Source organism: Synechocystis sp. PCC 6714, from assembly GCF_000478825.2.
Classification (GTDB): Bacteria; Cyanobacteriota; Cyanobacteriia; order Cyanobacteriales; family Microcystaceae; genus Synechocystis.
Window position 1 is genome coordinate 265026 of the sequence record NZ_CP007542.1, and the last position, 13680, is coordinate 278705.

Annotated in this window: 11 protein-coding genes; 4 read left to right on the forward strand and 7 right to left on the reverse strand. The window is 51.3% G+C overall.

Annotated features, from left to right (window positions below; all coding sequences use genetic code 11):
* Nucleotides 1-100: 100 nt before the first annotated feature.
* From hisC to D082_RS01235, 4 genes are all read left to right on the forward strand, one after another.
* A complete protein-coding gene (hisC, locus tag D082_RS01220; protein WP_028946754.1) occupies nucleotides 101-1150 on the forward strand; it encodes a histidinol-phosphate transaminase in 1050 nt (349 codons plus the stop codon).
* 2 nt (nucleotides 1151-1152) lie between these two features.
* Nucleotides 1153-1959 carry a histidinol-phosphatase gene (gene hisN / locus D082_RS01225; protein ID WP_038529845.1) on the forward strand — a complete coding sequence of 269 codons (807 nt, stop codon included), beginning with the start codon at nucleotides 1153-1155 and terminating at the stop codon, nucleotides 1957-1959.
* Between the two features lie 33 nt (nucleotides 1960-1992).
* Complete coding sequence (locus D082_RS01230) at nucleotides 1993-2412, forward strand: hypothetical protein (protein ID WP_028946752.1); 420 nt, start codon at nucleotides 1993-1995, stop codon at nucleotides 2410-2412.
* A 72-nt stretch (nucleotides 2413-2484) separates the two neighbouring features.
* Complete coding sequence (locus tag D082_RS01235; RefSeq protein ID WP_028946751.1) at nucleotides 2485-3651, forward strand: GntR family transcriptional regulator; 1167 nt, start codon at nucleotides 2485-2487, stop codon at nucleotides 3649-3651.
* A 27-nt stretch (nucleotides 3652-3678) separates the two neighbouring features.
* On the opposite strand, the gene D082_RS01240 is transcribed toward D082_RS01235, so the two are convergent.
* The 7 genes from D082_RS01240 to D082_RS01270 all read right to left on the reverse strand — a co-directional run bounded on the left by D082_RS01240 (nucleotide 3679) and on the right by D082_RS01270 (nucleotide 13557).
* Nucleotides 3679-5091 (reverse strand): DUF3370 domain-containing protein, encoded by a 1413-nt coding sequence (locus D082_RS01240; protein WP_028946750.1) that lies wholly within the window; start codon nucleotides 5089-5091, stop codon nucleotides 3679-3681.
* A gap of 237 nt (nucleotides 5092-5328) precedes the next feature.
* Complete coding sequence (locus D082_RS01245) at nucleotides 5329-6801, reverse strand: NAD(P)/FAD-dependent oxidoreductase (RefSeq protein WP_028946749.1); 1473 nt, start codon at nucleotides 6799-6801, stop codon at nucleotides 5329-5331.
* A gap of 161 nt (nucleotides 6802-6962) precedes the next feature.
* Nucleotides 6963-7505, reverse strand: a complete 543-nt coding sequence (locus tag D082_RS01250) for a fasciclin domain-containing protein (RefSeq protein WP_028946748.1) — start codon at nucleotides 7503-7505, stop codon at nucleotides 6963-6965.
* Nucleotides 7506-7613: 108 nt separating this feature from the next.
* On the reverse strand, nucleotides 7614-8765 hold the full coding sequence (gene devC, locus D082_RS01255; protein WP_028946747.1) for an ABC transporter permease DevC: 1152 nt from the start codon (nucleotides 8763-8765) through the stop codon (nucleotides 7614-7616).
* Between the two features lie 27 nt (nucleotides 8766-8792).
* Complete coding sequence (locus tag D082_RS01260) at nucleotides 8793-10154, reverse strand: HlyD family efflux transporter periplasmic adaptor subunit (protein ID WP_028946746.1); 1362 nt, start codon at nucleotides 10152-10154, stop codon at nucleotides 8793-8795.
* Between the two features lie 95 nt (nucleotides 10155-10249).
* A complete protein-coding gene (pgl, locus tag D082_RS01265) occupies nucleotides 10250-11014 on the reverse strand; it encodes a 6-phosphogluconolactonase (protein ID WP_028946745.1) in 765 nt (254 codons plus the stop codon).
* 56 nt (nucleotides 11015-11070) lie between these two features.
* A complete protein-coding gene (locus tag D082_RS01270) occupies nucleotides 11071-13557 on the reverse strand; it encodes a type II CAAX prenyl endopeptidase Rce1 family protein (RefSeq protein WP_028946744.1) in 2487 nt (828 codons plus the stop codon).
* Nucleotides 13558-13680: the final 123 nt, after the last annotated feature.

Consider the following 13680-nt stretch of genomic DNA (forward strand, 5'->3'; position numbering starts at 1 on the left):
TCAAAAGCCACCTTTACAGGGGCAACGATGTCGGAGTATGGTCTGTAATGGGAGAAGCTTTGAACAAAGGGATTTTTGCCCCTTTGACCGTAATTGCGTAATGGTATCCATCCGTCTGTCCGTCCGCCAAACCCCTGCCTATGTGCCTGGGGAACAGCCCCAAACTAACGATTTCGTTAAGCTCAATACCAATGAAAATCCCTATGCTCCCCCAGCTCAGGTGTTGGAAGCAGTGGCGGCGGAATTGCCGAAGGTGCGGCTCTACCCTGATCCGGTTTCTACCCAGTTGCGCCGGACGGCGGCGAGTTTGTATGGGGTGCAATTAAATCAAGTTTTGGCCGGCAATGGCTCCGACGACATTCTCAATATTGTGGTGCGTACCTTTGTTGATCCGGGGGAAACCGTTGCTTTTTTAGATCTAACCTACTCTTTATATGAAACAATCGCTTCGGTTCATGGAGCCAAAGTGCAAAAGATTGCCACCGATGACAATTTTGATTTAACCGGGCCGGTGATTTGTCCAGAGGCAAAATTGATTTTTCTCGCTTCCCCCAATCCCCCTAAAGGCAAACATTTAAACCGGGAATTTCTTTGGCAAACTTGCGCCCAGGCCCAGGGAGTAGTGGTTATTGACGAAGCCTACGGGGATTTTTCCGACGAGGACCATTGGGATTTTCTGAAAGAATTTGACAACGTGATTATTTCCCGCACCCTTTCTAAAAGTTATAGTCTGGCGGGAATGCGGGTGGGATTGGCGATCGCCGCTCCGGCCTTGATTGAGGAGATGGATAAAGTGCGGGATTCCTACAACTTGGATCGTTTAGCCCAGGCTTTAGGCACTGCGGCGTTACAGGCCCAGGCTGAGTTTGTGCCCCTCTGGCAAATGGTACGCAATACCCGCATCCGTTTGATGGAGCAATTGGCAAAAATGGATTTTCAAGTCTGCGAGTCCGATGCCAATTTTGTCTTTGCCGCTCCCCGCTGGATTGCCGCCGCTGAGTTATATCAGGTGCTAAAAGAAAGAAAAATTTTAGTGCGTTACTTTAACCATCCCCGCATCACCAATTATCTCCGCATTACCGTGGGCACCGACGGGGAAATTGACCAACTACTGTCGGCGATCGCCAGTGTGAAGCAGTCTTTGGAATAGGGATGATGTTGCCAGAAATTGAACCAAGACTTGCCATTGCCCAGCAATTGGCCACCATTTCCGGGGAAATACTCAGCCAATATTTTCGCCGCTCCCATTTACAGAGTGGGACGAAAACAGACCTGGTTTCCGCCATTGTTACCCAAGCCGATGAAGAAGCGGAACAGGCTATGGTAAATTTTCTCCAGGCAAAGTTGCCCCAGGATGGCGTAATTCGGGAGGAAGGGGAGAATATTACCGGCCAATCCGGCTATACCTGGGTGTTAGACCCCATTGATGGTACTTCCTCCTTTGTGCGGGGATTACCAATCTTTGCTACCCTGATCGGTTTAGTTGATGCAGATATGTGCCCGGTGCTGGGCATTGCCCACCAGCCCATCAGCGGCGATCGATGGCAGGGGGTACAGGGGGAACCAAGCAATGTTAACGGCATCCCCCTAGTTAATCCTTACGCAGAGAGTGAGGTTAACTTAACTTCTGCTTGTATTGCCTCTACTACACCGTTAATGTTTACTGCCCCGGCGCAACGGCAGAAAATGGCAAATATCTATGACCAATGCCAGCGCACTGCCTTTGGGGGAGATTGTTTCAATTACCTCAGCGCCGCCAGTGGTTGGACTGCTATGCCTTTGGTGGTAGTGGAAGCGGATTTGAATTTTTATGATTTTTGTGCGCTAATACCCATCCTAGGGGGGGTCAATTATTGCTTTACCGATTGGCAAGGTAAAGAATTAACCCCAGAGTCCACCGAGGTTGTAGCTAGCCCCAACCCCAAATTGCACAGTGAAATTTTAGCTTTACTGCAATAATTGATCGGTGCTTGATTCTGGTGGGGGTGACGGGTGCAATTAAGTTTTCAGGAACGTTTGGAGTCCGTTAAGGCCGGTTGCCTGGGGGCGATCGCCTTTGGCCTGGTTTATGCTCTGGCCTGGCTGGGCAACAGCTACTTTAGCTTACTGACAGCACCGAATTTAGACTGGTTGACCCTGGCTTTGAATGGGGGCAGTGGTTTACTGAGCGGGTTTTTATTTGCTGTCACCTACCGTTACATCATCCGCCAGGATAACAATGCCCATCTAAGGGACGGAGCCGTCTTAGCTTTTACCTTGGTGCGGAGCGGTGGACTGATCGAATTACCCACCACCGAAGATCCCCTGGCGATCGCCATTTTGATGGGGGAAAGTCTGATTAGCTTTGCCGTGGTGCGTTCCACTCTAGATTGGGCCATGGCCAGGGGATGGCTCCGGCCCTTTAACGGCTGATGGGAATTTTGAGAGTTTTATAGTCAACGAAAATTGATGGGGGTGTGTTGGAAAACTTTGTTGGCAATAATGGTGATGACCTGGGCAAATTTACCAATGGCTATCAAGATCAAGTCCTCAATGAACCTTTCTCCAGTTGAGGCCGTCTTTAGACCTGGGATGAAATCCGGACTGAATCTGCCTACTCCTCGTTTACCCTTCCCTAAAATGTTACAGTTCCAAATTCAAAACGACAGCGAAATTCCCGCTTCTAAGCAGTTATTTGACCAAATCCGTTTTGCGATCGCCTCCCGCCAGTATCATCCGGGGCACCGTTTACCTAGCACCAGACAACTGGCCATGATGACGGGTCTACACCGCAACACCATCAGTAAGGTTTACCAAAATTTGGAAGATGCGGGTTTGGTGGAATCCATCGCCGGTTCTGGAATTTACGTCAAAGCCCCCAGCACCGAGGAGGGTATTATCCTCGACGGCCCCCTATTCCGGGAATATCCTGAAGCTAGTCAACTAATCCAAAAAACCATTGACGAGCTGCTCAGCCAGGGGTTAAACCTCTCCCAAGTCAAAGAACTTTGTTTAGAAACCATCGATTGGCGACTGCGGAGCACCGCTAGGGTCTTGGTCACTGTACCCCAAAGGGACATTGGGGCTGGGCAGCTAATTCTCAACGAGTTGGAACAGGCATTGGTAATTCCGGTGCAATTGGTGCCCATGGAAACCCTGAAACAAACCCTATCCGAATTGCCTTCCGGCACAGTGGTTACCAGTCGCTACTTCCTGGCTGAAGCGGAGTCCATTGCCACTCCCTACGATGTGCGGGTGATTCCGGTGGATATTTACGACTACAGTAAAGAACTAGGGTTAATCAAAGCCCTACCGGAAAATTCTTGCCTAGGCATTGTCAGCCTTAGCCCCGGCATTCTCACCATTGCGGAAATTCTCATCCACAGCCTACGGGGGGAATCCCTCTTTTTAAAATCTGCCCTGGTCAGCGATCGCCAGAAGTTGCGATCCCTAGTCCGCACTGCCCGCACCATTATCACCGATCCTGCCAGTGAACCCATTGTGCGGCAAGCCATTGAAGCAGAACGCCACGATCTAATCCGGATGCCGGAAATCATTTGCTCCGAGCACTACATTGGCGAAAAATCCATCGCTATCCTCAAGCGGGAATTGGGTTTGGGGGAAGAGGAAACGGAGGAGGAAGCAAAGTTTCCTAAAGTGGCCACTGCCTAGAATCAACAGAAAACTACAGAGTCGAGCCTAGCGAGTCCTCACCGTCAAAAGTTGGGGAGGGGTGGCATCGGGGGGATAAAGCAGATCCACCTGCACAGTTCTTTCTTCCCCTGGCTTGAGGTCGAGGGTGACCAAATTTTCCCCTTTTTGACCCCGCCGTTGTACCAAATGGTAGTAACGATTATTAGTTTGGCCCCGGCGATCGGTATAACTAAAGCGCACTGTGCCCCGGAAAAAGACATTGACCGCAGGAGGCACCAAAAAAGTTAGCTGGTTATTGGGCCCATCATTGAACTTGAGAGGCGTTTCCACCGTCAAGTCAACGGTCTGATTGCGGTTAGTGTTGTTCACCAAGGGTAAGCTCAAGCTATATTGCACCCCATAATTACCGTGGGACTCATAGGCTGTGTCCGGGTAACGTACCGCCATGGGAGCAGACTGATTTTGCCCGGTGCCCATGCGACCTCCTTCCAAAGCACTAATGGGATAGGAAAAACCCTGCCCCGGTTCGGGAATGGCTAGCTTTTGGCTGTTGTCATCGGTGATGGTGGCCTGCCACTGGGAGCCAATGGAAACCCCCGCCACCCGACTATAGATACGACGTTGGGTATTGCGGGGAATGCGGTCCCTGGGTTGCATCAGGTTAGCGGTTTTGAGCAAATTTTCCCAATCCGCCAAACGAGGAACCTGTTCTGCGCCAAAGCCATCCTGGGGAGCGTACATGGCCATACTGGCCGCATGAATCGGGACGTTGGTGTTGAGACGTAAATAGGCGGAAAAACCATTGCGGGGTAGTCGAATCGGCGGCGGTTGACCCGGCACGGGGGTATAGTTCACCGGCAAAGGCTGATTAATTAACATGCGACTTTGGCCAGCGGGAATGATGAATTTGTCTGGGTAATCCGTCTGTCTTTTGCCTCGCAGTACATCATTGGTGACTCGACTACCCGGGCCGGCAAATACATTTCCGTCATTGTTTTCCACCACCGGCGGCAGGTCGATGAATAGAGCGTCGGGGGAAGTAAGGGAACTAGCCCCCTGGAGAATTTCCACCGTGGCATCCTGCCGACTGCCATTGAACAGTAACACTCCCAAATATAAAGTTCTACCCTCGGGAGAAGCCTGGACAACGTGGTGGGCAAAGACATCAAACCTACCTCGGAAAGGATGGTTCAAGTGGGCGTAGGGATGGCCCATGCCAATGGAAGGCAACGTTGAAAGAATAATGCCTTCGTTGAAAATTAGCTCCGGACTGTTGCTGTTAAAAACGGGAATTTGGTCTAGTTGCCCTGGCAAGGGACGCACTGGCTGCACTATTTTTAGTTCCTGGGGAGTGCCGCCGGCGTTGGGGGCTGGCTGGATGATCACCGGTGGTGGACTGATGGGAATGGCGATCGAATTGGCCTGGGCAAGAACTAAAGGGGCAAGCAGGGAAAACATGGATGATGAAGCAGGGCAAAAAACGGGCAATGCAAATCAGGACGGCCAGATGCATCGAAAAGTGTCGTTTTCATTGCCAATTGTAGTTCTTCGGTCAGCGTTGAAAAATAGCTGGGGGCACTTAGATAATTTGCACTGTCCTTTGGGCATTGACTAACATGGATTCAACCCAACTAAAATCCCTAAAGCCGTTTTGCCTCTTGCAACAATGTCTGGAAATTTAACTTGGCTGCATAGCTACTGGTTGATGCTGGGGCTGGGTTGGGGTACGAACGGAGCCCGTTCCCTTTGCGGTGTTTTGAAGCCAAGGTATAGCAGGACGATAAAAATTAGGGGGGCAATGATGGCGATCGCCTTGATGCCTTGATATTCCCGCCGTTGGGCTGGGGTCATGGCGGCCCATTTAAGTTCCTGGGCACTGGGGGCGTGGGGGCGATGGAAACGGTCAATGGTTTCTTCCGCTAGCCATTGGGTGGTGGATTTGAAGTTATGCAAAGGAGTGGGCAATAGCTCCAGATAGGTGGCGTTCCGCAGTAGGTCCCCCGCTTTGCCCTGGATGCGTACCCGGTCAAATAAATTGGCCACCCCATTGTTCAAACCCAGTTTCATCAACGTGCCCCGTAGTTGGGGATCGGGGCTAACTAAGGGTTTACCATTCTGTACCGCCATCAAATTTTTGGCGATCGCCGCCCCCTGTTGGTAGGCAATCTGGGCCAGGGCGGGTTTGGGATTATCTTTTACCGTCACACAGTCCCCGGCGGCAAATACCTGGGGAAAACTAGGCAATTGCAAGGTACTGGTTACTAAGGGTTGCCCATGGCGATCGAGTTCCTCGGCGGGAATTTGTTCCTTAAGGGTTTTGAGTAGGGGATTAACCGCTGTGCCGGCGGTCCAAATGGTGGTGCCGGTGGCTAAATGGCGCAGTTCCTCTTCCCCAGTTTCCACAAATTGCAGACTATCGGGGGTAACGCTTTTGACCCCCACCCCCAACTTCAGTGTTACTGGTATCGCCCTTGCTTGCAATTCTTCTAGGGCACATCGTTTTAGACCGCTATTCGCATCCCCGGCCAAAATTGCCGGTGCGTGGTTGACCAAGTAAATCTTTAAATCATTGATGTTGCCCCCCATGGGCACGTACCAACTGGGCAGTAAATCCGCCAGCGTGGCCGCCATTTCCACCCCGGCCGGCCCAGCCCCGACGATCGCCACCGTCAATAACTTTTCTTTTTCTGCTTGATCTTCGGTGGTTAGGGACTTTTCTAAACAGGTTTTGAGATGCTCCCGCAGGGCGATCGCCTCGGTTTGGGAACGGAAAGCAAAGGCATATTCTTCGGCTCCCTTAGCCCCCAAATAACCCTGCACTGACCCCACCGCCAGCACCAAATAGTCATAGTGTTGTTCTTGGCCGGCATCGAGCACTAACGTTTTTTCTGCCAATTGCACATCGGTTACCCGGGCTTGGACTATATCAATGCCGCTATTGGCCAACAAATGTTCATAGCTGGGACAAACCACTGACTCTGGCAACTCTTCGGTGAGTAGTTCATAGAGCATGGGCTTAAAGACAAAATTTTCCTGGGGTTCCACCAGGACGATTGGGCCGGCGTGCTGATGATGGCGCAAATGCAAAGCAGTAAATAGCCCCACAAAACCGCCACCAACAATAACTGTTGTTACTGACGTTGCCGAATCCGACGAATTAATGGCCACAGTTTTCTATCCCACTGCCGAACAAGTTTCACTATGCCCGGAGGCACTTCCCCTGTAAAGGTAGCATGCAAGCAAAAAGTGGGGCCAATTTCCCAGAAACTGGAACCCCACCCAACAAAATTTAGGCCAAGGATTTTAGATCATTAGACCAGTTAGACCAATTACATAGGAGGCAGAATTACTTGGTCAATGACATGGATTACACCATTACTGGCATCCACATCGGCGGAAATGACAGTGGCTTTATTGACTTTGACTTTGCCATCTTTAACTTTGAAGGTGATGGGTTCACCAGCCAGAGATTCCACTTGACCGGATTGAACTTGGGCCGCGGTGATTTTACCGGGGATAACGTGGTAGGTGAGAACTTTCACCAATTTATCTTTGTTTTCGGGTAGCAACAGACTTTCCACTGTACCAGCGGGCAGGGCGGCAAAGGCATCGTTAGTGGGGGCGAAAACAGTAAAGGGCCCCTCAGCGGACAAGGCTTCCACTAAATCAGCGGCCTCGACCGCAGCGACTAAAGTAGTAAAAGCTTCATTGCCAGCGGCAACTTCCACAATGGTCATGCTGGTTTCCGCGGCGGCCTGGCTGACTACTGCGGGCTTTTCTGTGGTCTCAATTTCTGCCATGGCAACGGTGGGAGCACCGAGGGCGAATCCAGATAAAGCGGTGACAGCGGCAATTTTAGCGGCAAATTTCATAATTAATGATTCCTTGTGAGAAGATTATCCACCGCTATTATGACAAACTATAAATTTTTGTGAAGAGATGTTAAGGCAAAATTATCATTGGCACAACACAGAGGGAAATTAGAAAATATCTGCTGGATCAGCGGCTCGCAAACGACCCACGGCGATCGCCCCGGAAATGCAACACATGGCAATGGTCATAATCAATACAGTTAACGCCCTAGCGGTGGTCATAATTAGCGGTAAACCGGTGGCCCGGGCGGTGTTAGTGTAGAGTATCAATCCCAAACCAAAGCTAGGCAAAAAGCCAATCACCGCCAACAATAAGGCTTCCTGGAACACGACCCCCAAAAGATAACGATCGCCGTAACCGATGGCTTTGAGGGTGGCATATTCCGGCAAATGGTCAGAAACATCGGTGTAAAGAATTTGATAGACAATTACGGTACCGACGATGAAACCCATAGCGGTGCCCAAACCGAAGACAAAACCGATGGTGGTGCGGGTTTGCCAATAATTTAATTCGTATTGGACTAACTTTTCCTTGGTAAAAATCTGGACATCACCCCCGGTGAGATCCTTGCGAATTTCTTCGGCCACCCGTTCCGGATCGGCGCCGGGTTTGAGTTGCAAAATGGCCACATCGATGGAAGTACGGTCCCGGTCGGGAAAAAGACGAAAGAAATTCAAATCACTGGTGATTAAAGTGCCGTCCGCCCCAAAGGAGGAGCCGAGGGTAAATAGCCCTTGCACTTGGATGCGACGATTACCCACCTCTGTGAAAACAGGGCCATCAGCTGCTAACAGTGCGGGCACCGGGCCAAATTCTTCCCTAGAGTCCTGGTCAAATAGGAATACGTCGGGGCGCTTGATCAAGTCTAAATTTTCCCCCACCCCCGGCAGATTGATGGGATTGTTAACGGGGTTAAAACCCATAATGTAAATTTGTCGACTGGCCTTGGTTTCTGGATTTTTCCAACGGTTGATGTCAATGTAGAGGCTACTGCCATCGTTGACAGCCTTGTTGCCCATGGCTTGGTATAAACGACGGGCCGCAAAGGGGGTGGGATTAACAAAGGTATCCGTTTGGGTACTGAGGATAAATAGGTCCCCCTGTAAACTTTCAGGAATGCGAATTGCACTGTCAAATAGGGCATTCTTGAACCCCAGTTGCATAAAAATCAACACATCGGCAAAGGCAATGCCGGCGATCGCCGCCAGGAGTCGCATCCTTTCATGGAAAAGCTGGTGCCAGGCAAGGGGAATTTTCATTATGGGGTAATGGCTAAAGGCTTAAACTTAATTGCGGGGGGGCGCAGTGATGGAATCCGGTTCAATTTTCACCACCACTTTGGCGTTGCTTAAACCGGCCACGGTTTTGCTCGCGCTGGGACTGAGGGCAATTTTCACTTCCACCACCCTGGCATCAATGTCGGCGGCTGGGTCGGAGTTGAGCACATCATTTTTGCCAATTTTTAAGCCAATATCAGTAACTCGACCTTCCAAGTCCCCGCTAAAGCTGTCATTTTCACTGGTGATCCAAGCAGTCTGCCCCGGTTTAACCCGGCCGATGTCATTTTCATACACTTCCGCCACCACAATCATTTGGGAGGTAATGCCGAGGTCGAGGATGCCATTGTCATCGCTAACTTTTTCCCCCGGGCGAGTATAAATTTTTAATACCTGGGAATCCATCGGTGCCCGCACCACCGCAGTGTCTAACTCAGCTCGGGCTTCCTGGAAACGGGCCATGGCCAGGTTCAACTCCGCCTGGGCCTTTTGCACATCCACCTGGCGAATTTCCGCAATTTGGGACAGGGTGGCCCGGGCCGACTCCCTTTCCAGCAGCATAGTTTGGGCGTCCTTATCCCGGATTGATTGCTGTTCCCGGATTTGTTCTTCCAAAGTGGCCTCGGTTTTCATTAACCGAGCCTGAGCTTCTCGCAATCGCTGGTTGCTGGTTTCCAAATTCAAACGCCGCTGCTCCCAGTCCGCCATGGCGATCGCCCCATTCTCCGCCAAACTGCGATAGCGGCGGTCATCGTTGGCCGCTTGATTTACCTCCGCCCGTAGGCGATCAATGGTAGCCTGTTGCTCTAGCTTTTCCCCTTCCAACTGTTTGATTAAATTGGCCAAAGCAGCTTGGTTAACGGCAAAATTCTGTTCTAATTCCGCCTGAGCTTTACGAACCTGGGACTCCTGGGCGGCTATTTCCCCCCGTTTAGCCCCTGCCTCGATGATGGCCAAATCTGCCTGGGCCACCCGCACCGACTCCTGGGCGGAAACCACAGCGGCGGCTTTTTGTTCGTAGGAATCCAGCACCGCCACCACCTGGCCTTCTTTTACTTTGTCCCCTTCCCTGACTAAAACTCTGGCTACTTTCGCTCCGCCAAAGGACCCCGGTGAAGCAGAAAGCTTAATAATTTCCCCCAGGGGAGCAATGCGTCCCAGGGCCGCCACCGGTTGATCTGCCAAAGACTGGCCTGGGGAGGGGGGCGCGATGGAACTGGAAGCGTTATCTTCCCCTTGGTTGACCCCGGAACGGAGACTGTAAAAAATTATGCCCCCAGTGAATAAAACCCCCACCACCATGGCCAAAATAATCCAGCGGAGGCTATGGTCAGGGGAGGCAAGTTGTCCAGTCCTAGTCGATTCACCCATAAGGTAAAAGAGGTCAATAGCCTGAAAATGCTAAATGAATTGTAACATTTCGATACGGGAGGATTCAGGGCAGGAGGACACAGTTATTGCGCCTTTCAAGGACGGAGATTATCCCCCGCTGACTGGTCTAAAAGCCAAAGAAGTTCCCCCTGGGGCTGAATAAACCGGGCAGGGTATTGATGGGGATCGGCCTCTGCTGCAAAAATTTCCTTTAACGCTTCTTGTTTACTGGCCCCCGCTACGAGGAAAACCACCGAACGGGCTTGGTTAATCAGGGGAATGGTGAAGGTTAACCGCGGTTGGCCGTCTTTATTGCCCACCGTAATTAGGCGATCGCCAACGGTCAGGGCAGGGGTATGGGGAAAAAGGGAAGCGGTGTGGCCGTCGTCCCCCAAACCTAAAAGAATTAAATCAAAGGCGGGAAAATGTCCTGCTTCCACCTGGAAAAAAGTAGCCAACTCATTTTCATAGGTCTGGGCGTCCTGTTCTGCATTGCCGGCAGTGGTAGGCATGGGATGAATATTGGCTTCCGGAATATCCACCTGGTCTAACCAAGCTAACCGGGCCATGCGCTGGTTGCTGTCGGGATGGTCTGCGGGAACATAACGTTCATCCCCCCAAAAAACGTGGATCTTTTCCCAGGGTAGGGCTTGGCGGGCGAGGGCTTCATATAAGGGTTTAGGGGTACTGCCCCCCGATAGGGCAATGGTGCCTTGACCCCGCTCGGCGATCGCCTTGGTAATGCGGGTGGTGACACAGACCAGGGCCCGTTCAATCAAAATTTGTTTATTTGCCAACACATCCACTTGGGGTGCCATGGAAACCTCTGGGGAATGGATAATCTTGTTTTTCCCCTCCATCTTGGGGGTGTTTCCCCTTTAGGTAAAGGAATTGTGGAATTTCTTCATTTTTGGAGCTAATGATGGGCCAATTTGCCGTAACCGCCCAATGCCATTAGCCACGTTACCACCACCAACCAATGGAAAATGGCAATTAACCAAAGGGAGCCACTATGCCAATAAATTGCTGTGGTTGCCACGGCTAATAATCCAGTAAGACCGAGGAAAATAGGTTGGAAAAACACATTTCTCCCCCTGGGGTAAAACAGCAGGGCGTTGAGGGGATGGTAGAGCAAAAACAGCACTAAACTCAGCACCATGGCCCCCAACGTTGGCCAGAAAAGATTTAGTTCCGTGGGATAGGGCAACAGCATAACCCGAAACACCAATTCCTCCCCCAGCGCCGGCAGAAAAAATAGGGCCAGGATCAATTTCCCACTACCAGCAAGGGATTGGCCCCACCATTGCCATTGCAAAAAGCCAAATTTAAAGCCCAAGGTCATGGCGATCGCCCCATAAACAATGATGGTGATGGCTAAAAACCACCAATCCTGGGGCCGGGGTAAAAACACTATCGCGGCCAAAATGCGCCGAGCTAAAGCCGACAGAACAGGCACATCGCCAAAAATACCGGTGGGGGCCAGGGGTAAAATTTCTGGCATCGATCCCCCCACTTGGTTGGACCGCATGAACCAAAGCTGGGCCCCCTGTTCCAGGAAAATTTCGTTGAGAATATCCTGATTCAACCGGGGCAACATGGACTGCCAAGTGAGCAGGGCATTGGCCAGGGTATTTTCCTGGATGAAATCGTATTGATTGGTGGGATTATCTGGATCTAAACCGGCTAGGGTGGCGGCATTGTTTTGCCAATCTTCCCTGGTAATCCCCCTGGGTTTTAACATCGTCAGCAGGCGATCGCCTAATTGGTGTAGCCGTTGAAAACGTTGGGTTTCCGGAGAATTAGGATGCTGGGCTAACCAGGTCAAAATTTCCGGGTTACCCTCCACCTGCCGTTGTAAAGTAATGATGGCTAAGTACAGAGCTTGGTTAGAATCCTGCACGCAGGAAGCCGCGGGACTGACCCCTGCATAGCCAGTGCCATCGCCGGTGCGGTAGCGGGCCATCATAATTTGCAACTGTTTTTGCAACTCATCCAGGGGAGAAAGTATGGAGCCGCCGAAGTTATAGTCCTCCAGCACATCCAGCTTGACCACCACATCTGAAAAAGGACGACTCTGAATCCAGCCCCGTTGTAAATTTCCGGCATAGTTTTCCCAGGTTTGGGAACCAGCGACAATGCCCTGGGGGTTATGGGCATAGACCTGGTAGTAGGGGATTTCCCACTGCAACTCGTCCGTAAAAGGATCCCGGACAACTTTTGGCAAGCTAAAGGAAAAATGCCCCGTCACTGTGCCCAACATGATCTTTTCCCCTAATTTCCCCCCAATGCCCCCAAATAGATGCATTCCCAACAGGCGATCGCCCTCCTGCCATTGGCCTAGGGCTACCTCGGGGGAATCACTGCGGGGATCAACTAAAACCTTTTGGGCCGTACCTTTTCTTTCGGGGGTATGGTACCAATTGCCATGGTGGATGTAGTTGCGACCGGGGCCAAGGCGGAAAATTTGTTCATCGGGTTGCAGTTGCACCAAAGAGCGGGGTTTGAGGGACTGCACGGTAAATATGCCATCTTTACCCTGGGCGCCATAGACGTACCAACCCGCCCGACCCACTGGGGAGGTAGCCAAATCCCTGGGGGTAGAAATAAAACGATCGCCGTTTAAGCGGGGTTGTTGGGGAATGCGAATGGTTTCTTGGGGGCCGTCAAACTGTTTACTGCCAGGGTTGTAATGTTGCACCAGCATCAAATCCGCTGGGCAGGGTTTAGTTCCAGGGCAATCCTGCGCTATGGCACTGGCGGGAGCATTGGGAGCAGGGCCGATAATTTTAACCAAGGCTTGATAGCGTCCCGTGACCATTTCCGGCATGGTCGCCAACTTAATTTCGGCCTGGTTGCCCATGGGGATATTAACTTCGGCTTGGTCAAACCGCACCAGCACATCGTCCACTGGCCTAGCCCCAGCCAAAGATTGCAAAGGTCCCACCTGTGATCGCCCATTTAAACGGTTGGGCAATAAATTTCCCGCCCGTTCACTCTCCACAGCATCAGGGCTGAAATTCACGTCGGTGGTAACTAGTTTTAAATACCTTTCCAAACCTGCATTGGCTTGCCAGGTGAGCCGGAGTTTTTGGCCCACTAGTCCCTGTTGCGTGGGGGGAGCTTGGTACAGTTCCAGCCAAACCCAATCCCCCGCAGTGGCTTTGGTTGCTTCCACCGTGGGCAAAATTAAACGCCCCAACCAAGTACCTAGGGGTCGATAATACCTACTGTTTAAACTCTGTTGCAGGGGATAGTAATCCACCTGATTGGCGGGCAACTGACTGCTAATTTGATAATCTGGTATGCGGTCGGGGGTATCCTGGGATCGAAACAGCGTAGCTAGGGAAATTACCACCAGAGCGGCGATCGCCACCAATACTATCCGCCAGCGCCATTGCTTCATCTGTGGACTGCCCTAAAAATTGCCATAAAAAAACACCTGGGGCGTCTTTCCTTGTTTCGACTCCAGATGTTTTTCTAATTTCCTCACACCTGTCCCAAGTATAAATCACTAACGCAGATTGTC